Origin of the sequence: Nocardia sp. CA-084685, assembly GCF_050955785.1 — a bacterium.
Lineage (GTDB): Bacteria > Actinomycetota > Actinomycetes > Mycobacteriales > Mycobacteriaceae > Nocardia.
Genome location: NZ_CP192094.1, coordinates 6512257 through 6538149, shown reverse-complemented (window position 1 = coordinate 6538149; position 25893 = coordinate 6512257). Strand labels below are relative to the sequence as shown.

The window sequence follows — 25893 nt, the reverse complement described above, 5'->3', positions numbered from 1 at the left end:
TGTAGTTTCCCAGTAAGTAGGAGGTGTGCGTCGTGGCACACGAAGTAGTCCAACGTGTCGAGGAGCTGGGGCCGGAACTGGCCGCACTCGCCGAGGAGAACGAGAAGCTCGGCAAGCTGAGCGATAAGACCGCGGAACTGCTGCGTTCGGCCGGCGTGATCCGGCTGCTGCAGCCCAAGGAGTTCGGTGGTTATGAAGCGCACCCGCGCGACTTCGCCGAAGCCGTGATGGCGGTCGCGCAGCACGACCCCGCCGCGGGGTGGGTGTGCGGCGTCGTCGGCGTTCATCCCTGGGAGATGGCGCAGATGGATCCCCGTCTGCCGCAAGAGGTTTGGGGCGAGAACCCGGACACCTGGATCGCCTCGCCCTATATGCCGATGGGTGTCGCCGATCCGGTCGAGGGCGGCTACCGGCTCACCGGGCGCTGGCCGTTCTCCTCGGGCACCGATCACTGCGACTGGGTCTTCCTCGGCGCACTGCTCGGTGACGGCACCGGCAAGCCCGCCGGACCGCCGACCGTGCTGCACGTGGTCGTTCCCCGCGCGGACTACAAGATCATCGACGATTCCTGGGACGTGGTCGGCCTGTGCGGCACCGGCAGTAAGGACGTCGTGATCGAGGGGGCGTTCCTGCCCGACCACCGGGTGATCGTCCAGGACGAGATCATGCAGGGTGCGGCGGCGGAGAAGCGCGGGCTCACCGACACGGTGTACAAGCTGCCCTTCACCACCATGTTCCCGCTCGGGCTCACCGCCGCTGTCATCGGGATCTGCGAGGGCGGACTGGCCATTCACCTGGCCCAACAGCGCGAACGGGTCGCCGTGACCGGTGTCCAAGTGCGCGACGATCCATACACGCTCTACGCCGCGGGCGAGGCGGCTTCGGAGATCCAGGCGTCGCGGATTCAGTTGATCGAGGGCGTCAGTCGGCTCTACGACCAGGTGGAGGCCGGAAAGCCGATCACACTCGAGGACCGGTCGGATATCCGGCGCAATCAGGTCCGCTGCGCCTGGCGGGCGGTGTCGGCACTGGACGAAATCTTCGCGCGCTCAGGTGGAAACGCGGGTCGGCGCAGCAACCCGATCCAGCGGTACTGGCGCGACGCGCATATGGCACTGCAGCACATGATCCACGTTCCTGGCACGGCCTACCACGCGAATGCCTTGGTCAAGATGGGGCTCGAGCTGCCGCCGTCGATGATCGTGATGGTCTGACGTAGGTAGTCAGGAGGACGGACTGTTATGAGCAAGATCCGATCGACGCAGGAGACGGTCGTGGCGATCAATGCGCGCCACTTCCGGGATGTGCTCGGCCATTTCCCCACGAGCGTGGTCGCGATCACCACTCTCGACGACGATCAGCGCCCGCACGGGTTCATCGTCGGGACGTTCACCTCCGTTTCGCTCGACCCGCCCCTGGTGTCGTTCCTGGTGGACACGTCTTCCATGACCCTGCAACGCATCCGCGAGACCGGCCGGTTCTGCGCAAATGCGTTGGCGGGCAACCAGGAACACGTGTCGCGGCGCATGGCGTCCAGAGGACGCGACCGGTTCGAGGGCGTGCCGTGGCAGTCGTCGGCATTGGGCAATCCGGTATTGGACGGTGTTGTCGCGTGGGTGGACTGCACCGTTGCCCAGATCGTCGAAATCGGTGACCACGTCCTGGTCGTCGGGCAGGTGCACGAACTGCGGGTGGAGTCGGTGCGTACCCCGCTGCTGTTCTTCCGCGGCGGGTACGGCGACTATCTCGCCAGCGCACCGCTGGTATTGGACCGCCTCGTCGGATGGTAGTCACCTAGCCCGGTGTAACAGTGCGCAATTCGGCGACCCCGATGGCAGGGCAGGCCATGGGGGTCGCCGTCTGTTCAGACCAGCATCTCATCGACGTACAACCCGAACGAGCCGCGGCCGCACAGCGCCAGTGACGATTCGACATCGTTACCGGCGTGGATGCTGCCCGTATGCGCGTCCCGCCAGGCCCGTTCGATCGGATTGCCGCGACGTCGCGACATACCGCCCGCGGCCTGGAAAACCAGATCGATCGCGGTGATCGCGCGCTCGGTGCCGCACACCTGGTCCCGGCGGCCGCGCAGCCGTAGCTCCATCGAAATGTCTTCGCGGCGGCGCGCCCGCTCGTAGAGGTCGGTCAGGTTCCGGTGCAGCTGCAGGACGGCGGCGTCGACATCGGATTCGGCTCGTGCGACGGCGATCTGCACGGATCGGTCCGTGCTGAGACCGCCGCCGCCGAAACTCGGTCGGTTGAGATTGCGCATGCGCGTGAGGAATTTCTCCAGACAGCCTTCGGCCAGGCCGATCATCGGCGCGGTGACCGAATAGCTGTACATCGTGCCGAACGGCATGCGATACAGCGGGCCGGTATTCAGTTTCTGGCCAGGACCACGGCGATGAGTGACGTCGTAATTGCGCGTCGTTCGATAGACCGGGACGAAAATTCGATCGATGTGCAGATCATGGCTGCCCGTGCCGCGCAGGCCGACGGCGTCCCACACCCTATCGATGCGGTAGTCCGCGCGCGGTACCAGCGCGGACACGATATCCACCGGATCACCGTTGTCCGCGTAAACAGTGCCGCCGAGTACTGCCCATGACGCATGCGCGCTGCCGGATGCGAAGCGCCAATGTCCACTGAGTTCATAGCCGCCTTCGACCGGCGTCAACCGGCCGACCGGCGCATAGGACGGACAGATCAGCGCATTCGGGTTATCGGACCACACCTCGCGTTGTGCGCGTTCGTCGAAAAGCGCCATATGCCACGGAACGACTCCGAGTACCGAGGTCACCCACCCGGTGGAGCCGCAGGTGCCCGCGATCATTCGGACCACGTCGTAGAACTGATTCGGATCGGCCTCCATACCGCCGCTCCATTTCGGTTGCAGCAGCCGAAAGACCCCGGTGGCTATCAGGTCCCTCATCGTCTGTTCCGGAATTTCGCCGGTCACGTCGACCTGGGCCGCGCGTTCGGCCAATTCCGGCAGCAGCCCGCGTACCGCCTCGGCTACATCGTTGTCCATGCGGTAATCCTGCGCCTCGAGCACCGCGTACTCCAGCCGCACACCTCGGATTCGCACGCGGCTGCCGCTGAACGGGATTACCTGCCGTGGCCGTCGCAGCGGCGGTTCGGCCGTCCCGCTCTGCGGAAGTTCGCCGCCAGTCGAATGTGCGGGTCATCACACTGGGGGAGCTTTCGTCCTCAGGGGACGGAATTGATCGCGATGAGTACAGAGATCGAAGGAGATCCGTTGAAAAAATCAGTCTATTTCAGATTGCAGCGCTGGTCAGCGTGGAGCGGATTCCTGGTTCTCGTACTGATGCTCGTCGCCTACGGTGTCGGCGACTTGCTCTCGCCCATGAGTCCGACGATGTCCGCGAATGAGATTCGTGACTTCCTGGTCGAGCATCAGCACGGGATTCTGGTGTGTGTGGCCATCATGGTGCTGACCGTGCCATTCGAATATCCGTACGTCGTCGCGACCAGCATGCAGATGAGGCGGGTCGAAGGCGGCTGGGGCTGGCTGTCGATGGTCCAGCTGACCACCGGCGTCGTCGCGCCGACCGGCTTCTTCTACCCCTTGGCGATTCTGGCCGCCGCCGCATATCGGCCGGAAAGCCATTCCCCCGATGTCCTGTCCGCGATGACCGACATCTTCTGGCTGATGTATGTGGGCAACGCCTGTATTTTCGTGCTGCAGGTTTGGTCGATCGGATTCGCTTCCTACTTCGACCAGCGCGCCAAGCCGATTTTCCCGCGCTGGTACGCGCACCTGAGCATGCTGCTGGGTGTGCTGCTCATCTCGGGCGCCTTCGTCTTCCTGAACAAGACCGGCCCGTTCGCGTGGAATGGCATTCTGGCCCAGGGTATTCCAGCGATCGCCTATCTCGTCTGGAAGGTTGCCACGCCGGTGGTACTGCTGAAGGCGATCAAGGGCGAGGAAGCCGAACTCGCTGCGAAGGACGCCGTCGAGGCGGAGCCCGCGACCGCGTAGCTCTGGTGGCGCCTTTAGGGGGCCGATTCATCGACGAGCGTTGGGTGGGGTGCTGACCGAAACTGCGGCCGGGTCTCGCAATTCTCATTGCGAGACCCGGCCGCAGTCGTTGCTGCGCAGCGTAATTCGGCTAGACGGAGAGTGCGAAACCGCCTGTCACACGGAGTGTTTCACCGGTGACGAAGGACGCCTTCGACGAGACCAGATAGAGCAGTGCCTCGACGATGTCGCGTTCCTCGCCCGCACGCTGGAGAATCTGCTGACCCATGACGCGCTCGGCCTCGTCACGAGCGAGTTCGGCCCGAATGGTCTCGGTGAAGATCAAACCAGGTGCGATCGCGTTGACGCGGATGCCGTCGGGGGCGAATTCGCGGGCGAAGGACATGGTCAGGCCGCGCACGGCGAGTTTGGAGACGCCGTAGACGGTTCGGTTGCCGTATGCCGCCGACGACGAGATATTCACGATCGAGGCACCTTCGCGCCCGGTCATGGCCTTGTGCGCCGCGAGCGTGCAGTTGATCACGCCCATGACATTGACATCGAATACCCGCCGGACCTTCGCCAGGCCCAGTTCGGTGAACGGCCGGTTGTAGGCGGCGTGCAGGCCCGCATTGTTGACCAGGATGTCGATACCTCCGTGGCGTTCGGTGACGGCATCGATCATCGCCGCGACGCCGTCCTCGTCGGCGACATCGCAGGCCACGCCGGTCGCGCCGCGGCCCTGCGCGGCCAGCTCGGCGGCGGCGGATGCGGCGACCTCGCCGTCGATATCGGCGAGCACGACGTGCGCGCCCAGTTCCGACAATGCGGTGCCGAATGCCTTACCGAAGCCGCGGCCACCTCCGGTGATGACCGCGATCTTGCCATCATGTTCGGACATCGCGTCTCTCCTTCGACCAGGGCACCGTAATGCGATGCCCGACTTGAACTTTCGCGTTCGTAACTGTGATCACCTCGGGGCGAAGCGCTGGCCCGCGTCCAAGCGCAGGCACTGGCCGTTGAGCATGGGGTTGTCGATGATGGCGAGGGCGAGTTTGGCGTACTCATCCGGACGGCCGAGCCGTTTGGGGAAGGCGGCGTCCTTGACCAATTGCGCCCGCATCTCGTCCGGGATTTTGACGGTTATACCGGTGTCGAACAGGCTGGGCGCGATAGCGAGCACCCGAATGCCGAGGGAGCCGAGATCGCGGGCCATGGTGAGGCACATACCCGCGATGGCGGCCTTGGCTGCGCTATAGGCGACCTGACCGATCTGGCCTTCGAAGGCCGCGATCGACGAGGTGTTGATGATGACGCCGCGTTCGCCGGTCTCCTCGGGATCCTCCGGTTCGTTGCGGCTCATATGCGCCGCGGCGAGCCTGCTGATGTTGAAGGTCGCGACGGCGTTGAGGTCGAGCACCTGACGGAAGGTCTCGAGGTCGTGTGGACCTTCCTTGCCGAGCGTGCGCTTGGCTTTGCCGCCGCCCGCCGTGGTGATCGAGACATGCAGTCCACCAAGGGCATCCACCGCGTCGGCGAGTGCCTGCTCGGTCGCCGCGAAGTCGGTTATGTCGACGGGGTGGAAGCCGGCGCCGAGTGCGGCGGCGACCTCGGCGCCCGCCGTACCCGGGCGGTCCAGCACCGCGACATCGGCGCCGCGCGCCGCCAACAGTTCGGCACTGGCCCGGCCCATGCCGGAGGCGCCGCCGAATACGACGACCTTCTTGCCCTTGATTTCCATGAAATTCCTTCTCGCTCAGACGGATGCGGGAGACTGTTGCAGCAGGGTGCACAGCCGGTCCCGATGGACAGTGACGCCGCCGTAGAGCACAGCGTCGGTCTCGGCTCGGCGCAGGTAGAGATGCAGGTCGTGCTCCCAGGTGAAGCCGATACCACCGTGTAATTGCAGGGCGCGGGCCGTGACCTCCCCGGCGGCGGAGGAGGTATAGGAGGCGGCGACGCATGCGGCGCGCGTGGCGTCATGGGCATCGGCGGCCATCGCCGCGTAGTAGGTCGCCGCACGGGCGGCGTGCACGAACGTCGCCATATCGGCGCACGCGTGCTTTACGGCCTGGAAGGTGCCGATCGGCCGCCCGAACTGCACGCGGGCCCCGGTGTATTCGACGGTGAGTTCCAGCATGCGCGCCATGACCCCGAGGGCATCGGCACAGCGCAGCACCGAGGCGCAGTCGAGCAGCCATTGCACCTCGGCGGCTCCGACCTCGAGTCGGCGCTCGGCCGGAACGTGCACTTGCTCGAGCCGGACCTCGTAGAACGCGCGCGTCAGATCCAGGACCTGCTGACGCCGCACGGTGACCCCGGCGCTGTCCCGGTCGACGAGAAATGATGTCGGAACGCCTTCGTGCCGCGCGGTGACCAGCAGCCAGCGGGCACCGCCCGCATCCTGGACCGCGGTCTTGACCCCATCGAGGATGAACCCGTCCCCGTCGCCCCGGGCCTCGGCGTGCACTCCGTCTAGGGTCCACGGCGCCCGCGGTTCCGCGAAAGCCCAAGTGGCCCAGCTTGATCCCTCGGCGAGCGCGGGCAGCACCTCGGTCCGCAGTGCGGGCGAACCAGCGGCAGCGATCGCGGTCCCGACGACCGCGGTCGAGATGAACGGGCCGCGTCCGAGCCCGCGCCCGATCTCCTCCGCGACCAGTGTGAGCTCGACCAGGCCCTGGCCCGCACCGCCGTACTCCTCGGGTAGCGCCAGGCCGGGCCAGCCGAGCTCGGCGGTGAGCCGCCACAGCTGCGGGTCGACGTCTTCGTCGCGTTCCATCCAGGTCCGTAACGTCTCGATCGGCGCCCGGTCCGACAGTAGGTCGCGTGAGGCAGCGCACAACATCGTCTGCTCGTCGCTGAGCTCGAAGTTCATCAGTCACCACCCGATGCCGAAGACATAAACGTCATTGCGAAGGTATCCTTTTTTACATCTCGAGTCGAGATCCACCACGCTTTTCGCCTCGGATCTTTCAGGCCGCGCGCTAATAGAGTACAACGAATTATATGACTGATGCCGTTTTGCTCTCCGCCTGCCGTACCGCCATCGGCACCGCCCGCAAGGGCACCCTGCGCGATACCAGCGCCTTCGATCTCGCCACCGTCGTTGTCCGGGAGGCGGCGCAACGCAGCGGCCTGCCGCCGGACCTGATCGATGACGTCGTACTCGGCGAATCCATCGCCGGCGGCGGCGATATCGCCAGGTATGCCGCGATCGAGGCGGGACTCACCCATGTTCCCGGCTTGGCGCACAACCGCCACTGCGCCTCCGGATTGGCCAGTGTGGCGACCGCCGCGGGGAGCGTGCTGGCCGGGATGGATCGTGCGGTGATTGCCGGTGGGACACAGTCGTTCTCGACGGCGCCCGTCGCACGGCGGCGGATTCCCGGTACCGACGACTGGCAGGACCCATGGAGTTCGCCATCGCACGTGTCGACGCCCGAAGCGCCGAACAACGATATGGCGATGCTCGTCGGCTGGAATACCGCGCGGCTGGCGGGGGTGTCCCGGGAGGAGATGGACGGTTGGGCTCTCGGGTCGCACGAGCGGGCCGTCGCGGCGATCGATGCAGGCCGGTTCCTCGACGAGATCGTCCCGGTCAAGGTCACCGATCGGGACGGCGGGGTATCGGTCTTCGACGTCGATGAACATCCGCGCCGAGGTTCCAGCATGGCGAAACTCGCGGCGCTGAAGCCGCTGCACCCGGAGATCGAGGGTTTCTCGATCACCGCCGGTAACTCCAGCGGATTGAACGACGGTGCGGCCGCGGTGGTCGTCGCCAGTTCCGAACTGGCAGCCGAACACGGGCTCGCACCGCTGGCCACGGTGCGGTCGTGGGCCAGCGTCGGCGTCGATCCGGTGCGCACGGGCCTGGCACCGATCGATGCGATCCGAAAGGCGTTGGACCGGGCCGGGATCGGCATCGGCGATGTCGATCTGTTCGAGATCAACGAGGCCTTCGCGTCTGTGACCGTGGCGGCCGTGCGGGAGTTGGGTCTGGATCCCGAGCAGGTCAATCCGTTCGGCAGCGGTTGCAGCCTCGGGCATCCGATCGCGACCACCGGCACCCGAATGGTGGTGACCCTTGCCCACGAGTTGCGCCGCCGCGGTGGCGGTACGGCGGTCGCGGCGATGTGCGCGGGCGGCGGCATGGGGTCGGCACTGGTCCTGACGGTCTGACAGCGCCCTTCTCGGGCGTTGCCGGTTCACACACGAGGTGTTCGGATCTATCGCGAAGGGAAACGCAATGCCATCGGGGTAATGCGCAGCGAAGACTTGAAAGAAGGTGTTGCCGCATTCCTGGAAAAGCGCCCACCGCAGTGGCGGGGGCGCTGATCCGGTCAGGCGACGTTGGCGGGTGCCTTCTTCACGGTCTTGTCGAAGCCGACGACATCGGCCAGGGTGCCGCCCAGGATGACCGCGCGCTCGTCATCGGGAACCCCGTCGAAGTTGAAGTCGATGCATTCCTTGCTGCTGCGGAAGGTGCCTTCCGCGTGTGGGTAGTCGTTGCCCCAGATCACGGTCGACATTCCGGTGATGTGGCGGGCCTTGACGGCCACCGGATCGTCGGCGAACTGCACATGGATCTGGCGCTGGAGGTATTCGCTTGGCGCGAGCGGGTAGGGCCATTTCCCGTTGATGGCGAACAGTCGCCCCATGGTCGGCTGGTCGTTCGGCGGGCGGGTGTCGTCCCAGAACCCGAGCCACCAATCGGCGTCCTGGCCGATACCGGTCCGCCAGGATTTGTCCATCATGCCCATGAACGAGACCAGCCAACCGGCCCCGAACTCGGTCAGGTTGAAGTGCAGGTCAGGGAATCGTTCACAGACACCGCCACCGATAAGGGATGCGATGATGCCCTGCGGGCTGGCCGATGCGGTGTTCCCGCCGCCCATGGTCCGGCCCGCGACCATATCGTCGGTGAGTTGTCCCTTGCCCATATTCATGGCCGTCATCAGGCCCTTGACGGTGGTCGCCGTTTCCGACACCGACTCCTTGACCATCACCCCGCCGGTGGCGACGTGGAAGAACACCGGCAACCCGTGCGCCTGCGCGGCCGCCCACACCGGGTCGTACTCCCGCGACCAATAGGGCAGCGGTGGGATCTCCGGCAGTAGCAGGGCGCCCAACCCCATGCGCGCACATCGCTCGATCTCGGCGACCGCATCCGGAATGTCGGTGAGCGGGATCGCCGCCGTCGGGCGCATCCGATCCTTATGCGGGAGATACCGTTCGACGAGGTAGTCGTTCCACGCCCGAGCGTGCGCCATCGACAGTTCATGGTCATCGGTGAACAGGACGAACAGCGACAGGTTCGGGAACATCACCGAGGCGTCGACGCCGTCGAGATCCATATCCCGGATGATGTTCTCCGGCTCGCCGTCCGGTGTTCGCCCGCCGAGCTGGCGGTACTTGGAGATGGTCCAACCGTCGAACCCGACGGTGTGCAGCTTCTTGAACTCGGTGTGCCCGCCCGCCACGATCGGTTCGTCGAGGGTGAACTCCTCCTCCCAGAGGGCGCGGTCTCGAAGATGTTTGGGCAGCCGGGTTTTGAACAGGTCGACCGGCTCGATGATGTGCGTATCGCCCGATACGACGAAGAAATCCGACACGTTGGCACCTTGCTTTCTTGGCAGTTCCGCGCGCGGGCGCGAGTAGAGACTTTGCCTCAATACTGAGACTGAGTGTCAGAGTAGCTCGCAGTGCTCAGTTATGTCACGAAATTGCAAAGGGTAGCGTCATGCCCATGAGCGGAACCAAGCGCACGAGATTGATCGCCCGTGCCGCAGTGCGAGCCGACCTGGCACAGGTCGCCTACGAACTGACCCGTGAGCGGGGATTCCACAATGTCACCGTGGATGACATGGCCGCAGCTGCCGGGGTATCCCGCAGCACTCTCCTGCGCTATTTCGGCAGCAAGGAGGAGGCGGTGCTGAGCGCCTTCGACGCCCACGCCGACCGGTTCGCGGACGCGCTACGTGCCCGGCCCGCCGAAGAGGACGACTGGACGGCGCTGCGCCGGGCATTGGCCGGGGTCACCGAGTTCTATCTGGAGGACCCGGTTGCCGCGCTCGCCATGACGCGACTCATCTTCGACACTCCGGAGTTGTCCGGGCGGCAGTTGGAAAAACAGCACAGTTGGCGACCCGCCCTCACCGCGGCGCTGGCCGAGCGGGCGGGCGTGTCGGGACCTGTCCCCATCGCGGTGGAGATCAAGGTCGCCGCCGCGACGAGTTGCCTGAATATCGCCGTCGAGCGCTGGTCGGCGTCGAATGGCGAACTCGATCTGGCGGAGTTGCTCGATGAAGCTTTCGACGCGCTCTCTTCGGTGCGCAACGGGCGCGTCCACTAGTGAATCGGCGGGGTCGCCGGCTCAGGGGTGACCCCGCCGAAGGGTGGTCAGATGATGGAACCGACGTCTTGCGCCACGATGTGGTCGAGTGCGCGTTCGGCGACGGCGGCGATGGTCATCGATGGGTTGCAGGCAGCGCTGTTGCCCGGGATCAGCGCACCGTCGAGCACATAGAGTCCGCGCTGCCCGTGTACGCGGCCTTCCAGATCGCAGACCGGGCCCATATTCGCACCGCCGAGCGCGTGCCAGGTGGACGGGACCGCCAGGTTGGTATCGACGAGAGCGCTTGCTGGGCCGGCGATCTTCTGTACCAGCGGACCGATGGTGCCGTTCTGGATTACCGCGTCCCCTTCTTTGGGCCAGTGCAGCACGGCCTCGTCCTTGCCCGAGTCGTAGACGAAGCGTCCGCGTGCATTGCTGACGCCGTAGCCGACGAGCATGGTGGTGCGCGCATCTATGCCCGCCGGTGGGATCGATGCCTGGATGACCGTGGCCGCTTTCGTGGGATCGTCCCAGTTCAGGCTGCCGTAGACGACCGGTCCGCCTTGGGGGTAGCCGAGATCGCTGTCCAGACAGGTCCAGGTGTAGATGCGGTCGGCATTGGTGCCCCACCCGGCGCCGAGCGCGTCCGGCAGGTCCGGGATTGTTCCCTTCGCTTTGGCTCGCACCAGCAGTTTGGTGGTGTTGAGGCTTCCGGCGGCCATGACCAGCGTGCCCGCGGTGAGGATCTTGTTCTCCAGCACCGTGCCGGAGGAGTCGGTCCGGTCGACGTAGACGGTCCACCGTCCGTCCTTGGCGCGTTCGACCGCGGTGACGTGGTGGAGTATTTCGACCTGCACCTTGCCGGTCGCCTCCGCCGCGGCGATATAGGTGACGTCGACGGAGTGTTTTCCGCCGTTGTTCACGCCGAGCGCACCGTCACCGTTGGTATAGGAGGGCTTCATCTCGCCACGTAGTTCGGCGAGCGCGTAATTCCAGTCGATCGGCATCGGAATCTTCGACACCGGCAAACCGGCCTTGCGTACATGCTGTTCGAAGACCCGGACGGCCTGATAGTTCGGACTGGCGATCAGTTCGTCTGGGGCGACCGCGAGCTGCAACATCTGCGCGACGCGCGGATAGTGGACCCGGTTCATTGTCGGCCAATCCAAGCCGTCCGGGAACTGCGTGGCGAATGCAGCCTGCGATGGCTGCAGCGACATGCCTTGGTACACAAGCGATCCGCCGCCGACACCGGCCGCGCACAGCGCTGTCATATTGTCACCTGACACCGTCTCGAGGAGTCCGGCGTAGGGGTCGAACCCCACCGGCTTACCGAACAGCTCCGGCGCGGACTCGTACCAGAGAATGCGCTTATCCGGCGACGTGGCATGCGGGAACGTCTCCGCGTTCGGGCCTGTCGGCCAGCGTAATCCGCGCTCCAGCATCAAGACCGGAACTCCGGCCTGGGCTAGGCGCAGCGCGGTGACGCCGCCGCCGAATCCCGTCCCGATCACGATGACCCGATGGTCTTCGCGGACGAGCGGGACACTTCTCATATTTGTCGCGATACCGCTGCTACCGGCGGCAATTCCCGTACCCGCCAATGCGACTGCGGCACCGGCTGCGCCACCGAGAAACGACCGGCGCGTGAATGCGGACATGTTTGATCGACCTCCTGACCGCGGGGATCGGATCGGAACCCCGCGGGGATGTTGAGAGCAAGGAATACCGGCCCGCGCGGCAGTGGGTTTCGCGCGCGGGGTGTCTGGCGAGCTCCCGCGGCGAATCCCGCGGGACGTTGAGAGGAGGAAAGCTGGCCCGCGGCAGTGGGTTCGCGCGCAGGGGGTTCGAGGGACCTCCCGCGGATGTCGGTGGGTGCAGGGGGTGACGACATCCGCGGGAGGTCTGGCCCGCCGACCGGACGTGGGCTCGATGGGTGACGGCCGTCGGCGGGGGATCGGGTGTTGCGGGAGTGGGTTATTCGGCGTAGTCGGCGCCGCCACGCGCCGCTGCTCGGCCATGCCGCAGCATCACCGCCAGGACCAGTGCGACCACAGCGGTGCCCAGTGCTAGCCAGAAAGTCTGGGTGTAGCCGCTGTCGCCGAACACCTGCGGTATCGGCTGGACGGCGTGGTTGCCCATGACGTCGATGCTCGCCTTGATCGGGTTGTTGTTGAGCAAGGCAGTGACAACCGCGAGGGAGACCGACGTGCCGAGGTTGATGGTGACACCGAGCATGCCGGTACTGATGCCTTGCTGTTCCTGTGGTACCGCGTCGACGACGAGATTGGCCACGGCGGCGTAGAAGAAGCCGAACCCGATCCCGGACAGCGCGTAGAACACCGAATAGGTGGCCCAGCTGTAGTCGACCAGGAGGTAGCCGAGGCCCGCGACCACGTTGACGGCGAAGCCGAGGATCGCCGGAATGCGGGCGCCGTATCGGTGCGCCAGCCAGCCGCCGAGTGGGCCGGCGATGACGGCGACGAGCCCGGCCCAGAGTCCGACGTGCAGCGCATACTGCAACATGGTGAAGCCGTTGCCGTAGCTGTAGCTGGGATCGAGGACCACCTTCACCATGTCGACCGGGAGCGTGGCTCCGGTCATCTCATGGGCTTTGGCCACGACACCCTGTGCGACCTGGTCGCGCAGCCCGTCGGCATTCGGGGTCTGGGTCATGTACGCCAGCGTCAGCGGCTGTATCGCGATGATGCCGACACCGAAGAAGGACATCAGCAGCACCATGCTGACCTTGGGGTTCAACAACAACCGCAGGTCGACCATCGGGCGGCTCACCCGGGTTTCCACCACGAAGAAAAGTGCCAGCAGCAGCAGTCCGCCAACCAGCCAGGCGACGCTGGTCGCGCGGCCCCAACCCCAGCTTTGGCCGTTGTCCAGGTAGAGCAGAACCAGCAGCGTACCGGCGGACAGCAGCACCGCGCCGAGGGGATCGATCCGATCGCGTACCCGCAGCTTCGATTCCGGGACCACGAGCACGACCAGCAGCGTCATCACGGCGGTGAAACCGCCCAGACCCCAAAACAACGACCGCCAGGAGAAGTGGTCGAGCATCACACCGCCGATCACCGGTGCTATCGCAGCGGCAATACCGATCCCGGCGCCGACGAAGCCGAGCGCGGTCGCCACGAACCGCCGCGGCATCAGATCCCGGATCAGGCCGAAGGCAATGAACTGGCTGGCGACGGCGAACGCCTGCAGACCACGTCCGATCAGGAACAGCGTCCAGCTGTCGGTGACCGCATCGATCAACGAGCCGACGACGAACAGCACGCCGCACGCCACGAACAACCGCTTCTTGCCCCAGATGTCGCTCATCTTGCCCAGCAGCGGTGTCGCGGAGGCACCGACCAGGCCGATCAAGATGACCACCCAGTTGATGTTGGCCCCGACGTCGGGGAAGGTGGCGCTCATATCGTGCAGTGCCGGGGTGATCATCGTGTACTGCACGGGGACGACCTCGGTCATCAGCACGATGAGCGCGAGCACCGCGTAGATGCGAAGTCGCGAGGCGTTCTCGAGCCGACCGGTGTCGACGGCGACGTCGACTTCATCCGGTGGAGGAGTGGTGGTAGCGGACATAGAACGCTCCAGGGGGAGAAACGATGAGATGGGAGTCACATGAGGCGGCTCTTGGCGGCGGACGATATGAGGTCGCATCTGTCGTCCGCGCATTCGTCCTACTCACCGGAAATTCGTGCATATCCGTGCGGCGACCTTTGCTGATGCGGTCGAGACCGGGGCGCGGCGGTAGTGGTTGTCGCCCTCAGCGGTGTCGCGCCGATGAGCTACGAGCGCGCTTTGCCCGCTGAGCGGAACAACGGATATGCGATGCGTCATCGAGGGCTTTCATGTGTCTCCCAACACACCCCCTTCACAAGGACGCACCATGACCCATCTGTTCGTTCGCCGTGTACTGGCCACCGCCGGGGCCATGGCAGTGGTTTCGGCGACTGTCATCGGTTGTTCCAGCTCGAACGACGACTCCGCCAGCACCACCACGACGGCGACGAGCGCCCCGGCGGCGCAGGCCACGTCCGCGCAGGCCGATTCGAACGACCCGGCGGTCAAGGAAATCACCGACGTCTTCGTCGCATTCTTCGACGGCAAGACCCCCGCCGACACGAAAGCCGGTCTCGTGGAGAACGGTTCGACCTTCGCCGCGACGCTCGCGGCGCAGGCGAGCAGTCCGATGGCCGCCGGTTCCACGGCAACGGTGTCCACTGTGAAACTCGACGACAGCACGCATGCCTCGGTCACCTACACCGTCCTGATCAACGGCAACCCGGCCCTGCCGAATCAGGCGGGCAAGGCCATCAGCGTCGACGGGAAGTGGAAGGTCGCCGCGGCGACCTTCTGCGGTCTGCTGAAGTTGCAGGGCGGCGCTCCGGCCAGCTGCTGATCGTCGCGATACGGGTCGGTAACTCGGTTTTCTACTGAGTGAGACGGCGACCCGCGAAATTCGTGCGGTCAATAGCATCGGCCATGAGCGCAGCGCCTGGTGAAACTCGACCAGTCTGCATGGGATCCGTTGTTGTCCAAGATTTTTCGTATCACACGCCGAGTATCGGGCGGCAGCGGGTCGCCGATGCTCATTCGGCCGTCGATGAAAGGCATACACGCTGTGGTGAATGAATTAGCTGGCAAAGTCGCCATCGTTACCGGCGGTGCGGCTGGAATCGGTGCGGCCATTGTCGAGCTGTTCGCGGCCGAAGGCGCCCAGGTCGTCATCGCCGACCGGGATTCGGATGGCGGTGAACAACTGGCCGTACGCCTCGGCGCGGACGTCATCTTCACCAAGACCGATGTCGCGGATCCCGAGCAGGTCACCCAGCTGGTCGCCACCGCCGTCGAGCGATTCGGTGGTCTCGACATCATGGTCAACAACGCGGGCATTTCCGGTGCGATGCATGCCGGATTCCTCGACGACGATCTCGCCGATTTCCATCAGGTGCTCGGTGTCAACCTGCTCGGTGCGATGGCGGGAACGCGGGAAGCGGCACGCCATATGGTTGCCAACGGGGGCGGCTCGATCATCAATGTCTCTTCGATCGGCGGTATTCAGGCGGGTGCCAGCGTGATGTCGTATCGCGCATCCAAGGCGGCGGTAATACATTTCACCAAATCGGCCGCGATGGAATTCGCCGCCGCCGATATCCGAATCAATTGCATCGCACCCGGAAACATTCCGACATCCCTGCTCGCCTCGGCCGTCGCGAACATGAGTGCGGAGGAAGCCGAAAGATTTGTCGGCGCCGCCCGCGAGATCATGCGAAATACCAAACCGCTGCGGCGAGACGGCGAAGCTCGCGATGTCGCCGAGGCCGCGCTGTATTTCGGCAGCGACCGGTCGGCGTATGTGACGGGCACGATCCTGCCAGTCGACGGTGGCACCGTCGCGGGCATGAAGAGCCAGGTCAAGGACCCTCGATGAAAGTGATTGTCGACCAAGACAAATGCCTCGCCAACGGTCAGTGCGCGCTGTACGCGGGCGACGTATTCGACCAACGCGACGAGGACGGCGTCGTCGTATTGCTGAACGAACATCCGGCACCAGACCGGGCCGACGACGTCCATCAGGCAGCAGCGGCCTGCCCCGCGCGCGCCATCCATATCGAGGAATGACGGAGACCCATGTCCGAAACACCGATCGGAACCGCGACCGACGCCGCCGTGCCCCAATATCCGATGGAGCGCTCGATGCGCTGCCCCTTCGCGCCGCCACCTCAGCTGCTCGATATGGCCGCCGCGAAACCGCTCAGCAGAGTACGGATCTGGGACGGCAGCGAGCCGTGGGTAGTCACCGGATATACCGAAGCGCGGTCGCTGTTCTATGACCCGCGGGTCAGCGTCGACGATCGCCGTCCCGGATTCCCGCACTGGAACGAGGGCATGAAGGCGATGTCGCACTCGCGTCCCGCGTCGGTGTTCAACCGGGACCTGGACGAACACGCCCGGTACCGGCGCATGCTGACGAAACCCTTCGCGCTCAAGCGGGTCGAGGCATTACGGCCGGTGATCCAGAAGATCACCGACGAACATATCGACGCCATACTCGCTGGTCCGCGACCGGCCGATATCGTCGCGGCGCTGGCCCTGCCGATGCCGTCGCTGGTCATCAGTGAACTGCTTGGCGTGCCCTACGCCGACCACGAATTCTTCCAGCGTCACAGCGATGTCGGACTGGGTCGATACACCACCGCGGAGGAGTCGCAGCAGAACGTCCTCGGCCTGCTCAACTATCTGGCGGAGCTGACCGAGGTCAAGGCCGAGAATCCGGCCGAGGACGCGGTGTCGGATCTGGCGGAGCGGGTCAAGGCCGGTGAGATCGATAAGTGGGAGGCCGCGATGCAGGGCGTCGGCCTGTTGGTCGCGGGCCACGAGACCACCTCGAACATGATCGGTCTCGGTGTGCTCGCCTTGCTCGAGCATCCCGAACAACTGGCGGTCATCCGCGACACCGACGATCCGAAGGTACTCGCCAATGCCATCGAGGAACTGCTGCGGTATCTCAGCATTATCCATACCGGGCAGCGGCGAGTTGCCATGGCGGACATCGAGATCGGTGGCGAGGTGATCCGCGCCGACGAGGGCATCATTATCGACCTGGCCCCGGCGAACTGGGATCCGAACACCTTCCCCGAACCGGGCCGGCTGGATGCCGACCGCGCGAATGCCAATCAGAACATGGCATTCGGACACGGGCGGCATCAGTGCGTCGGCCAGCAGCTCGCCCGCGCGGAGCTGCAGATCGTCTTCCAGACACTGTTCCGCCGCATTCCGACGCTGCGGCTGGCGACGACCATCGATCAGATCGACTTCAAGCACGACCGGCTGGCCTTCGGGGTCTATGAGCTGCCGGTCGAGTGGTGACCAATTCCGACAAGAAATGCATGGAGGCAAGTGATGTCAAGCCCGACGAAGAACGTCTCGTTATATCCACCCGAGGGCTACGGCGCGCCGAAGGACCGGCAAGGTCACGCCACAGGTGACGTGGGTCTGCCCCCGGGGACGGAGGTGTTCTCAGCCGACAATCACATCTCGCTCTCGGACGATATTTTCTTCCAGTACCTTCCCGAGGAGCTGAAGGCTCAGGCGCCGCGGATCTGGTATGAGGAAGGTGCCTATCAGGTCGGCGCGGCCGGACATTCGTTCTTGCCGCCCGAATTCAGTGCCGTCCTGATGCAGTACGACGACCTAGTCGGCGCGGCCAGCGGCAATCTCGAGGCCCGTATTCAGCAGCTTGCCGAAGACGGCGTTTACAAGGAACTGGCGTTTCCGAACGCCGTCTTGGCGCTGTTCTTCCATTCCGACAAGGAAATGCGCGAGCGCTTGTTCCGGATCTACAACCAGTACATGGCGGGCCTGCAGGAGCGCTCCAAGGGGCGGTTCTACGCCGCGGGGCTGATCAACTGGTGGGATCCGGCCGGTACGCGTCGGACCCTGGAAGAGCTGAAGTCATTGGGGCTCAAGACTTTCCTGCTGCCACTCAACCCGGGTACGGACGCCGACGGCAACCAGATCGACTACGCCAGTACGGCGATGGACCCGGTGTGGGACGAGATCGAAGCCGCGGGCGTGCCCATTTCCCATCACATCGGGGAGACCGGGCTCAAGGCTCCCTGCGAGTTCAATACCCTCGTGGTCGGGATGATGGTCAATGTCGACTCCTTCCGGGAGATGTTTGCCAGGTACATCTTCTCCGGCATTCTGGACCGGCATCCGAAACTTCGGATCGGCTGGTTCGAGGGCGGGATTTCCTGGGTTCCGTCGGCACTGCAGGACGGCGAACATCTGTACGCGTCCTACCTGCATATGTGCGAGCCGAAACTGAAGCACGACGTCCGCTACTACTGGAACAAGCACATGAGCGCAGCGTTCATGGTGGATCCGCTCGGCTTGCAGTTGATCGACCAGATCGGCGTGGACAATGTGATGTGGTCCACCGACTATCCGCACAACGAAAGCACTTTCGGCTATTCGGAGAAGTCGCTGCAGCTGGTAATCGACGCGGTCGGCCCGGAAAAGGCAGCACAAATCGTCAGCGGCAATATCAAGAAGTTCCTGGGTATCGAATGACTAATTCTCCGACAGCGGTAGGGACGTCGATCCGGATTCCGGACGAACCGGATCGCGCCCGCATGCGGCGCGAAACCGGAGCTCGGTTACGGGCGGCGATGGCGGAGCAGGGCGTGGATGCGCTGGTTCTGCTCGAAGATCAATCCGTCATGTACGCGACCGGAGCGAGCTGGCCGCTCGGCGACGCCGGTTTGTCGCATATCGAGTGCCCGGTCGCGGTGGTTCTGGTCGATGACGAGTGGCCGCACCTGTTCCTGCCCTTCCGTGAGGGCGCGGCCACCGAAACCGAGCTGCCCGCGGGTTATGTTCACGGCCCGGTCTATCTCGAATTCGATGAAGGCGTAACCGATTTCGCGCGGATCCTGGCCGAGCTCGTCCCCAGCGGGGCACGGATGGCCGTGGACCAATCCACCGGAGCGATGCGGCGCGCGGAGCAGAGATTGTTCCGGTCCGGTCCGCCCACCGACGCGGCCCTGGTGCTCAGCGCGGCCAAATTGGTCAAGACCCAGGACGAGCTGGCCTGTATTCGCACTGCCTGCCGGATTACCGACACCGCGATGGTCGATGTCCAGGCGGCGCTGGCACCCGGAATCCGCCAGATCGACCTCTCGGCGGCATTCGTGCGGCGGGCGTTCGAGCTCGGCGCCACCGCCAATATCCTCGACCCCATCTGGCAGGTCATGCCGGAAAGCAAGCAAGCAGGCGTCTGGACCGTCCACGACGATCTTGCGCTGCCCTTGCTGACAACCGAACGGGAGCTGGCACGCGGCGATGTGCTGTGGACCGACGTGAGCATCAGCTACGGCGGCTACTGCTCCGACTTCGGCCGAACCTGGGTCGTTGGCCAGGACCCCACCCCGCGGCAGCAGGCGCAATTCACCAGATGGCGGGCGATCTTGGACGCGGTGCTCGCGGTGACTCGCGCAGGAGCCTCGCTGAATGACCTGGCCAGGGCGGCCATCGACGCCAACGGCGGCGAAAAGCCCTGGCTGCCCCACTTCTATCTGGGGCACGGTATCGGCGTCGGCCCCGCCGAGATGCCCATGATCGGCACTGACCTGGGCGAAGACTTCGACAAGAACTTCGTCCTCGCACCGGGAACGGTGGTGGTGCTGGAACCGGTGGTGTGGGAGGACGGCACCGGGGGCTATCGCAGCGAGGAGATCATCGTGATCACCGAGGAAGGCTTCATTCCGTTGACCGACTACACCTACGCCCCCTATGGCAACTGAAATCCTGGCCGACGAACGCGCACTCCGTCTCGGGCGACGGGCGCGCGTGCTGGCCCAGATGGAAGCCCACGACCTCGACCTGCTCGTACTGGGCAGGCAGGCCAATATTCGCTATGTCACCGGTACACCGCAGCTGTGGACCGCTGGGACCAGGCCGTTCGGTCCCGGATGCGTCCTCGTCCGCGAAACCGGCGACATTCACTTGTTGAGCACTTGGGACGAAGGCGTTCCCGAGGACATTCCGCACGAGAACCTGTACGGAATCATGTGGAATCCGCTCAACCTCGTGGGGGTGCTGCGCCAGATCGGCGGTGCCGCCACCGCCAGGCGGGTGGGCACCGATGCCCTGTCCCCGCTGTTCTCCCAGTTCCTGCCGATGGCATTCCCACAGGCGGAGTTGGTAGACGGCGAACAGGCTATGCGGGCCGCCCGGCGGATCAAGACTTCCGAAGAAATTGTGGTGCTTCGGGATTCGATCCGCATCGCGGAAGCGGGCCTGGCGGCGGCGGTCGCCGAACTGCGGCCCGGGGTCACCGAGAAGACCCTGACCGGAGTCATGCTGCAGGCTATGGCGGCCGGGGGCATGAGTACCCCGGCCACTCAGGACGCCGCATGGGTGACCGCAGCGGATCACCCGTGGCGGCGTGCGCCGGGTGATCGGCGTGCGCAGGCCGGTGACCTGGTTGCGTTCTCCGCGGGAGTCATCGGCAACGGTTACATCGCCCAGATCGGCCGGACCTGGCCGACGTGGGCGCCGAAAGACGGCACAACCGCGCTCTACGAGCGGTGGGATCAGCTCTGGTCGCGCCTGCTCGGTGCCTGTCGGCCGGGTCGACTCGCCAGCGAATTCCTGAGTGCTTACGAAGCCGCGGGCGAACCGCTGCCGCCGCTGCCGGTGGCCCATGCGCTGGGGCTGGGATTCGACGCACCCGTGGTATCGCCGCAACTTCCGGCAACCGCTGCCGCGGAGTATCTGGAACCCGGGATGGTGCTCGCCGTAACCGGTTATGTCTGGGAGCAGGGTATCGGTGCGGTCTTCGGGCGGGAGATGGTGCTGATCACCGCCGATGGCCCCGAGGTGCTGACCTCCGGCCCGTCGTGGAACAGCAACGCGGGCATCGCGATCGGAGCGGCGAATGAGTGAGCCCGCGCCTTCCGCGGAGGAAATCATCCTCTACGAGAAGGATCCCAAGACCAAGATCGCGACGATCACGTTCAATCGGCCCGACCACCTCAATGCGCCGACCATCGCCGCTCGGGTGCGCTATGCCGATCTGTTGCACCGCGCCAGTGTCGACGACGACGTGAAGGTACTCGTAATCCGTGGCGAGGGCGATGATCTCGGCACCGGTGCCGACCTGCCGGAGTTCATGGCGGCGCACACCAACCCCGATCAGGGGCCCAAGCTCGCCGAATTCCGTATCGGCGCGGACGAAGTCACCTATCCGCCGCAGAATTCGTTCCGGCACGGCGCCACGCTTAGCTCGTGGTATGCCAACTCCCACTCCGGAATTCGCAGTCTCCAGGATTTCAAGAAGATCAGCATCCTGGAGGTGAAGGGCTACTGCTACGGGTGGCACTTCTACCAGGCCGCCGACGCCGATCTGGTGATCTCCTCCGACGACGCGCTATTCGGCCATCCGGCCTTCCGCTATGTCGGGTGGGCGCCACGCATGTGGTGGTGGGCGCAGACCATGGGCCTGCGCAAATTCCAGGAAATGGTGTTCACCGGGCGGGCGTTCACCGCCGCGGAAATGTACCAGTGCAACTTCCTCAACAGTGTCGTCCCGCGGGACCAGCTGGAAGCGGAAGTGGACAAGTACGCACAGGCCTGTGCCAGCAACCGGCCCACGGACACCGTGTTCATGCAGAAGTCCTTCTTCGAGTTCATGAAGCAGTACCAGGGCGAATATCTGGGCAGCATGATCAGCGGACTCTTCGAGACGGTCGGCGGCTTCGCGGCACCCGACACCGACGACATGATGTTCGACCAGGCCATGAATCGCGGAATCAATAACGCGGTCAAGGACAACGACAGCAAATTCCCGCCGGAATGGCGGCTGAGCAAGCGCGCTCGGGAGCGGAAGGACTAGCTCGTGGAACCGCTCGATGGTTATGTGGTCGTCGATTTCTCCAGCGGAATCGCCGGGGCCTACTGTACGAAGCTGCTGGCCGATGCTGGTGCCGAGGTCGTCAAAGTCGAAGCGCCCGAGGGCGATCGGTTACGGAGCTGGTCGGCCTCGCACGCCGAAATCCCGTCGGGTTCCGACGGTGCGCTGTTCGGTTTCCTCGCGTGCTCCAAGCACAGTGTCGTCGCCGATCCGAACGACGCCGGTGAGATCGACTTCGTGGACCGATTGTTGGCTGGGGCGGACGCCGTGGTGTGGAGTCGCGGGTCGCGGGTGGCGGAGCATCCGTCGTTTACGCCGGAAGCCATCCACCACCGCCATCCCCATCTGACGGTCACCTCGATCACCCCATTCGGTCTGCATGGTCCCTGGCAGGACCGACCGGCGACCGAGTTCACTCTGCAGGCGTGGTCGGGCGGGATCATCGGGCTCGGCCGCGGCGCTCCCGACCGTGCCCCGGTCCACGTTGGAGGCCGAATCGGCGAATGGGTTGCCGGGGCATATGCCGCCGCCGGCACCTTGGCGTCGCGGGCACGGACCCTCGACACCGGCGTGGGCGCGCTGGTCGACCTGTCCATGCTGGAGACCCAGATCCTCAGTCTCACTTACTATTCCGTTACCTTCTTCGAGGCGCTCGGACGGCTGATGCGGCCGGGACGAGCGCTCATGGTGCCCGGGGTGGCCAGCGCCAAGGACGGCATGGTGGCCGTCGGATGCGGGACCGCCCAGCAGTGGTTCGACCTGTGCGCGATGGTCGGCCACCCGGAGTGGATCGACGAGAGCGCACCGTTTTCGATCAGTGGGCGGGCGGGCGATCTGGCAAGTGAGATCGCCCCGTGGTTTGCCGACCACACTGTCGAGGAAATCCGTGAGCTGGCAACGGCTTTCAGAATTCCGAATTCATTGGTAGCCAATGGCGAGAACATCGCGGAGATGGAGCATTACCGGGCGCGCGGGTCGTTCGTGGCCAACCCCCGCGACAGCTACATCCAACCCGCCCCGCCGTACCGCCTGGGGTCCGAACCACCGCGCGCACCCAGGCCCGCCCCGCGCCTCGACGAGCACGGGGAACGATATTCCACCACACCCCCGGCCGCTCGGCAGACGACGGCCACCGATACGGCGAAAGCATTGCCCTTCAACGGACTTCGCGTGCTGGACATGACCGCCTTCTGGGCCGGTCCGTCCTGCACACACTTGCTCGCCATGCTCGGTGCCGAAGTGATCCACGTCGAGTCGACCACCCGCCCCGACGGAACCCGGCTCATCGCCGGTGTCCCGCTCAGCGAGGAACAGTGGTGGGAACGCTCGCCGATCTTCTCGAGCCTGAACACGAATAAGAAGAGCGTCACACTGGACTTCCGGAGCGAGCGCGGACTCGAGGTGCTGCACCGGCTGATCCAGAGTTGCGATGTGATCGTCGAGAACTACACCCCGCGGGTGCTCGAGCAGATCGGGCTCGACTACGAGAAGGTGCGCGCGCTGCGCCCCGACGCGATCATGCTCCGGATGCCGGGATTCGGCCTCGACGGGCCGTGGCGGGACAACCCGGCCTTCGCCTACATCATCGAGGATGCGTCCGGACTCACCTGGTTGACCGGCCATCCCGACCAGAACCCGGTCGAGCCGTTCTCGATCGGCGATCCGAATGCCGGTCTGCACGCCCTGAATGCGCTCCTGCTCGCACTGGAACATCGGCGGCGTACCGGCGATGGCATGCTCGTCGAGGCGGCGATGGTGGATGCCGCGATGAATGTCGCTGCCGAACAGGTGATCGAGCACTCCGCATACGGGCAACTGCTTGTGCGCGACGGTAATCGGGGACCGGAAGCGGCACCGCAAAACCTCTACCGGACCGCCGATACCGACGAATACGGCGGCAACGACTCCTGGGTCGCCGTCGCGGTGGCCAGCGATGAGCAATGGTCGGCTTTGTGCGATGCGCTCGGTCGGCCCGACTGGGCGATGGAGTTGGCGCTGTCCACTGCCAGTGGGCGTCGCGAGCAGCACGACCTCATCGACAAGAACCTCGCCACTTGGTGTGGGCAGCGCAGTGCAGGAGAGATCGTCCAAATCCTTTGGGACGCAGGCGTTCCGGTGGGCAAAGTCATGCAACCGCATCGCGTCGCCGAACTGCCGCAACTCGAGTCGCGTGGCTTCTACGAGTACGTCGAGCATCCGGTGAACCCGACGGTGCGGCACAGCACGGTGCCGTTCACGCTGTCGGACGGTCCCGAACGCTGGCATACGCGCCACGCGCCCTTGTTGGGGGAGCACAACCAGGAAGTGCTGGCGGGACTCGGACTCACTGCGTCAGAGATCGCCGCACTGGAAGACGACGGTGTCATCGGGCGGGCGCCCGCAATGGGTAGGGGAAAGTGATGAACGACTGGGACCATACGACCGACTTCCTGGTCGTCGGCAGCGGCGCCGGGGTCGTTGGCGCGCTGCGTGCCCATGCCCTCGGCAAAGATGTTCTCGTCGTGGAGAAGTCCGACCTGCTCGGCGGATCGACCTGCATGTCGGGCGGTGTGATGTGGCTGCCCAACAATCCGCTGATGCAGCGCGGGGGCGTGTCCGATTCGCTCGACACCGCCTTGGCCTATTTCGACTCCGTTGTCGGTGATGCGGGCCCGGCGTCGTCTCCGGCTCGGAGACTGACCTATGTCAATTCCGGAATCGAGATGGTCGCGTTCCTCGAATCCGAGGGCCTGAAATTTCGGCGCTGCGAGGGATATAGCGACTACTACGCCGGAGTTCGGGGCATCGAAGGCGGATCCGCCCGGGGCAGATCAATCGAACCGGAGATCTTCGACAAGAAGAAACTCGGGGCGTGGTGCGATCGGATCCGGCCCGGCTTCGCTGGCAGCATGGTGATCTACACCGTGGAAGCGGCGCCGATGTCGTTGATGCGCACGCGAATCGGCATGGCAACCATCGCCAGGGTCGGACGGCGCACCGTCGGCGGACTCATTCGGGGACAGAAGTTGGCGGCCAATGGCGCGGGATTGATCGCCCGGTTGGTCGACGCGCTGCTGCGGCGCGAGGTGCCGATCTGGACCGAGTCCGCGCTCACGGATCTCGTGGTCGAGAACGGCCGGGTCGTCGGTGCCGTCATCCATCGCGAGGGCCGGGATGTGCGCGTGCGTGCCCGGGACGGAATCTTGCTCGCCGCTGGCGGTTTCGCCCGCAACGAGGCGATGCGTAAGGAGCATTCGGACGGGCTGCCGGTCGGTGCCGACTGGACCTCGGCCAATCCGGGGGATACCGGGGAGGCGATCCGGATCGCGGAGGGTCTCGGAGCCGCGACCGACATGCTGGACGAGGCGTGGTGGATGCCCTCGTGGATCATGCCCGACGGCACCCCCGGCATGTGTCTGTCCGAGCGGTGCAAGCCGGGCTCGCTCATCGTCGATGCGAAGGGCCTTCGATATTTCAACGAGGCGTGCTCGTATCAGGAGGCTGGACAGCAGATGTACGCGCGGCACCGCGAGAACGGTGCGGCGATTCCATCCTGGCTGATCATCGATTCGCGCCACCGGTCGCGCTATCCGTTCGGGATGGCACCCGCGGGCTTCACGCCTAAGCAGTTGATCATCGGCGGTACGCTGAAGCGCGCTCACACTCTGGAAGACCTTGCGCGCCAATGCGATATCCCCGCCGACACGCTCCGAGAGACGATCGACCGGTTCAATCTGTTCGCCGAAAACGGCGTCGATGAGGACTTCCATCGCGGCGAGGGCGACCACGAGCGATTCTATGGCGATCGCACTCATCGGCCGAACCCGAGCCTGGGCCCGATCGAGAAGGGGCCGTTCTATGCGGCCGCGCTGTACCCCGGAGATATCGGTACCAGCGGTGGACTGCTTTGTGATGAGTTCTCCCGGGTATTGAATACAGATTACGAGCCGATTCCCGGGCTTTATGCGACGGGCAATTGCACTGCCTCCGTAATGGGACGCAAGTATCTCGGAGCGGGAGCGAGTATCGCCGCGTCGGCGGTATTCGGTTATGTCGCAGCGGATCACGCCTCGTCGGATGCCGGGGTGTCCTAGTGCCTCGTTTGGAAACGCCTGTGCGGCACCGACCCTCGTCATTTCGGCAGGCTTTCGATCGCGGGGG

General features: G+C 65.0%; 22 protein-coding genes. 15 read left to right on the top strand and 7 right to left on the bottom strand.

Features of this window, described 5'->3' with window-relative positions; all coding sequences use genetic code 11:
* Positions 1-32 precede the first annotated feature (32 nt).
* Together ACQP2U_RS29160 and ACQP2U_RS29155 are read left to right on the top strand one after the other, a co-directional pair.
* Positions 33-1214: a hydroxylase gene (locus tag ACQP2U_RS29160; RefSeq protein ID WP_433710395.1), complete on the top strand. Its 1182-nt coding sequence runs from the start codon at positions 33-35 to the stop codon at positions 1212-1214.
* 27 nt (positions 1215-1241) lie between these two features.
* Positions 1242-1790 (top strand): flavin reductase family protein, encoded by a 549-nt coding sequence (locus tag ACQP2U_RS29155; RefSeq protein ID WP_433710394.1) that lies wholly within the window; start codon positions 1242-1244, stop codon positions 1788-1790.
* Between the two features lie 74 nt (positions 1791-1864).
* Here ACQP2U_RS29155 and hsaA read toward each other — a convergent pair whose 3' ends face one another.
* A complete protein-coding gene (gene hsaA, locus ACQP2U_RS29150) occupies positions 1865-3031 on the bottom strand; it encodes a 3-hydroxy-9,10-secoandrosta-1,3,5(10)-triene-9,17-dione monooxygenase oxygenase subunit (protein ID WP_433716610.1) in 1167 nt (388 codons plus the stop codon).
* Positions 3032-3259: 228 nt separating this feature from the next.
* Between hsaA and ACQP2U_RS29145 the strand changes: the two genes are divergently transcribed.
* The gene (locus tag ACQP2U_RS29145) at positions 3260-4003 is read left to right on the top strand and encodes a hypothetical protein (RefSeq protein WP_433710393.1); all 744 of its coding nucleotides are present in this window, start codon (positions 3260-3262) and stop codon (positions 4001-4003) included.
* Between the two features lie 130 nt (positions 4004-4133).
* Here ACQP2U_RS29145 and ACQP2U_RS29140 read toward each other — a convergent pair whose 3' ends face one another.
* The 3 genes from ACQP2U_RS29140 to ACQP2U_RS29130 all read right to left on the bottom strand — a co-directional run bounded on the left by ACQP2U_RS29140 (position 4134) and on the right by ACQP2U_RS29130 (position 6857).
* A complete protein-coding gene (locus ACQP2U_RS29140; RefSeq protein WP_433710392.1) occupies positions 4134-4883 on the bottom strand; it encodes an SDR family NAD(P)-dependent oxidoreductase in 750 nt (249 codons plus the stop codon).
* Positions 4884-4952: 69 nt separating this feature from the next.
* Positions 4953-5723, bottom strand: coding sequence for an SDR family NAD(P)-dependent oxidoreductase (locus ACQP2U_RS29135; RefSeq protein ID WP_433710391.1), 771 nt, complete (start codon positions 5721-5723; stop codon positions 4953-4955).
* A gap of 15 nt (positions 5724-5738) precedes the next feature.
* On the bottom strand, positions 5739-6857 hold the full coding sequence (locus ACQP2U_RS29130; protein ID WP_433710390.1) for an acyl-CoA dehydrogenase family protein: 1119 nt from the start codon (positions 6855-6857) through the stop codon (positions 5739-5741).
* Between the two features lie 131 nt (positions 6858-6988).
* On the opposite strand from ACQP2U_RS29130, the gene ACQP2U_RS29125 reads away from it, so the two are divergent.
* Positions 6989-8161 carry a thiolase family protein gene (locus ACQP2U_RS29125; protein WP_433710389.1) on the top strand — a complete coding sequence of 391 codons (1173 nt, stop codon included), beginning with the start codon at positions 6989-6991 and terminating at the stop codon, positions 8159-8161.
* A 161-nt stretch (positions 8162-8322) separates the two neighbouring features.
* Here ACQP2U_RS29125 and ACQP2U_RS29120 read toward each other — a convergent pair whose 3' ends face one another.
* The gene (locus tag ACQP2U_RS29120) at positions 8323-9594 is read right to left on the bottom strand and encodes an amidohydrolase family protein (protein WP_433710388.1); all 1272 of its coding nucleotides are present in this window, start codon (positions 9592-9594) and stop codon (positions 8323-8325) included.
* 134 nt (positions 9595-9728) lie between these two features.
* On the opposite strand from ACQP2U_RS29120, the gene ACQP2U_RS29115 reads away from it, so the two are divergent.
* Entirely contained in the window at positions 9729-10334 is a 606-nt protein-coding gene (locus ACQP2U_RS29115; RefSeq protein WP_433710387.1) for a TetR family transcriptional regulator, read from the top strand.
* A gap of 47 nt (positions 10335-10381) precedes the next feature.
* Here ACQP2U_RS29115 and ACQP2U_RS29110 read toward each other — a convergent pair whose 3' ends face one another.
* Together ACQP2U_RS29110 and ACQP2U_RS29105 are read right to left on the bottom strand one after the other, a co-directional pair.
* The gene (locus ACQP2U_RS29110; RefSeq protein ID WP_433710386.1) at positions 10382-11977 is read right to left on the bottom strand and encodes a GMC oxidoreductase; all 1596 of its coding nucleotides are present in this window, start codon (positions 11975-11977) and stop codon (positions 10382-10384) included.
* A gap of 316 nt (positions 11978-12293) precedes the next feature.
* On the bottom strand, positions 12294-13913 hold the full coding sequence (locus ACQP2U_RS29105) for an MFS transporter (RefSeq protein ID WP_433710385.1): 1620 nt from the start codon (positions 13911-13913) through the stop codon (positions 12294-12296).
* Between the two features lie 307 nt (positions 13914-14220).
* Between ACQP2U_RS29105 and ACQP2U_RS29100 the strand changes: the two genes are divergently transcribed.
* From ACQP2U_RS29100 to ACQP2U_RS29055, 10 genes are all read left to right on the top strand, one after another.
* Positions 14221-14733: a hypothetical protein gene (locus ACQP2U_RS29100; protein WP_433710384.1), complete on the top strand. Its 513-nt coding sequence runs from the start codon at positions 14221-14223 to the stop codon at positions 14731-14733.
* Between the two features lie 222 nt (positions 14734-14955).
* Positions 14956-15765, top strand: a complete 810-nt coding sequence (locus tag ACQP2U_RS29095) for an SDR family NAD(P)-dependent oxidoreductase (RefSeq protein WP_433710383.1) — start codon at positions 14956-14958, stop codon at positions 15763-15765.
* Entirely contained in the window at positions 15762-15956 is a 195-nt protein-coding gene (locus ACQP2U_RS29090; protein WP_397028129.1) for a ferredoxin, read from the top strand. The genes ACQP2U_RS29095 and ACQP2U_RS29090 overlap by 4 nt, the downstream gene beginning before the upstream one ends.
* A gap of 9 nt (positions 15957-15965) precedes the next feature.
* On the top strand, positions 15966-17204 hold the full coding sequence (locus tag ACQP2U_RS29085) for a cytochrome P450 (protein WP_433710382.1): 1239 nt from the start codon (positions 15966-15968) through the stop codon (positions 17202-17204).
* 33 nt (positions 17205-17237) lie between these two features.
* The gene (locus ACQP2U_RS29080) at positions 17238-18410 is read left to right on the top strand and encodes an amidohydrolase family protein (RefSeq protein WP_433710381.1); all 1173 of its coding nucleotides are present in this window, start codon (positions 17238-17240) and stop codon (positions 18408-18410) included.
* On the top strand, positions 18407-19642 hold the full coding sequence (locus tag ACQP2U_RS29075; RefSeq protein ID WP_433710380.1) for a M24 family metallopeptidase: 1236 nt from the start codon (positions 18407-18409) through the stop codon (positions 19640-19642). Before ACQP2U_RS29080 ends, ACQP2U_RS29075 begins: the two co-directional genes overlap by 4 nt.
* Positions 19632-20786 (top strand): M24 family metallopeptidase, encoded by a 1155-nt coding sequence (locus ACQP2U_RS29070; RefSeq protein WP_433710379.1) that lies wholly within the window; start codon positions 19632-19634, stop codon positions 20784-20786. Before ACQP2U_RS29075 ends, ACQP2U_RS29070 begins: the two co-directional genes overlap by 11 nt.
* On the top strand, positions 20779-21735 hold the full coding sequence (locus tag ACQP2U_RS29065) for an enoyl-CoA hydratase/isomerase family protein (protein WP_396958152.1): 957 nt from the start codon (positions 20779-20781) through the stop codon (positions 21733-21735). The genes ACQP2U_RS29070 and ACQP2U_RS29065 overlap by 8 nt, the downstream gene beginning before the upstream one ends.
* A gap of 3 nt (positions 21736-21738) precedes the next feature.
* The gene (locus ACQP2U_RS29060; protein WP_433710378.1) at positions 21739-24153 is read left to right on the top strand and encodes a CaiB/BaiF CoA transferase family protein; all 2415 of its coding nucleotides are present in this window, start codon (positions 21739-21741) and stop codon (positions 24151-24153) included.
* Entirely contained in the window at positions 24153-25826 is a 1674-nt protein-coding gene (locus ACQP2U_RS29055) for an FAD-binding protein (protein WP_433710377.1), read from the top strand. Before ACQP2U_RS29060 ends, ACQP2U_RS29055 begins: the two co-directional genes overlap by 1 nt.
* Positions 25827-25893: the final 67 nt, after the last annotated feature.

Excerpts from the sequence above, each read along its gene's own strand:
- ACQP2U_RS29080 (WP_433710381.1), top strand. The coding sequence starts at position 17,238 with ATGTCAAGCCCGACGAAGAACGTCTCGTTATATCCACCCGAGGGCTAC.
- ACQP2U_RS29125 (WP_433710389.1), top strand. The coding sequence starts at position 6,989 with ATGACTGATGCCGTTTTGCTCTCCGCCTGCCGTACCGCCATCGGCACC.
- ACQP2U_RS29110 (WP_433710386.1), bottom strand. The coding sequence starts at position 11,977 with ATGTCCGCATTCACGCGCCGGTCGTTTCTCGGTGGCGCAGCCGGTGCC.
- ACQP2U_RS29155 (WP_433710394.1), top strand. The coding sequence starts at position 1,242 with ATGAGCAAGATCCGATCGACGCAGGAGACGGTCGTGGCGATCAATGCG.
- ACQP2U_RS29130 (WP_433710390.1), bottom strand. The coding sequence starts at position 6,857 with ATGAACTTCGAGCTCAGCGACGAGCAGACGATGTTGTGCGCTGCCTCA.
- ACQP2U_RS29115 (WP_433710387.1), top strand. The coding sequence starts at position 9,729 with ATGAGCGGAACCAAGCGCACGAGATTGATCGCCCGTGCCGCAGTGCGA.
- ACQP2U_RS29090 (WP_397028129.1), top strand. The coding sequence starts at position 15,762 with ATGAAAGTGATTGTCGACCAAGACAAATGCCTCGCCAACGGTCAGTGC.
- hsaA (WP_433716610.1), bottom strand. The coding sequence starts at position 3,031 with ATGGACAACGATGTAGCCGAGGCGGTACGCGGGCTGCTGCCGGAATTG.
- ACQP2U_RS29070 (WP_433710379.1), top strand. The coding sequence starts at position 19,632 with ATGGCAACTGAAATCCTGGCCGACGAACGCGCACTCCGTCTCGGGCGA.
- ACQP2U_RS29085 (WP_433710382.1), top strand. The coding sequence starts at position 15,966 with ATGTCCGAAACACCGATCGGAACCGCGACCGACGCCGCCGTGCCCCAA.
- ACQP2U_RS29140 (WP_433710392.1), bottom strand. The coding sequence starts at position 4,883 with ATGTCCGAACATGATGGCAAGATCGCGGTCATCACCGGAGGTGGCCGC.
- ACQP2U_RS29055 (WP_433710377.1), top strand. The coding sequence starts at position 24,153 with ATGAACGACTGGGACCATACGACCGACTTCCTGGTCGTCGGCAGCGGC.
- ACQP2U_RS29100 (WP_433710384.1), top strand. The coding sequence starts at position 14,221 with ATGACCCATCTGTTCGTTCGCCGTGTACTGGCCACCGCCGGGGCCATG.
- ACQP2U_RS29065 (WP_396958152.1), top strand. The coding sequence starts at position 20,779 with ATGAGTGAGCCCGCGCCTTCCGCGGAGGAAATCATCCTCTACGAGAAG.
- ACQP2U_RS29075 (WP_433710380.1), top strand. The coding sequence starts at position 18,407 with ATGACTAATTCTCCGACAGCGGTAGGGACGTCGATCCGGATTCCGGAC.
- ACQP2U_RS29135 (WP_433710391.1), bottom strand. The coding sequence starts at position 5,723 with ATGGAAATCAAGGGCAAGAAGGTCGTCGTATTCGGCGGCGCCTCCGGC.
- ACQP2U_RS29105 (WP_433710385.1), bottom strand. The coding sequence starts at position 13,913 with ATGTCCGCTACCACCACTCCTCCACCGGATGAAGTCGACGTCGCCGTC.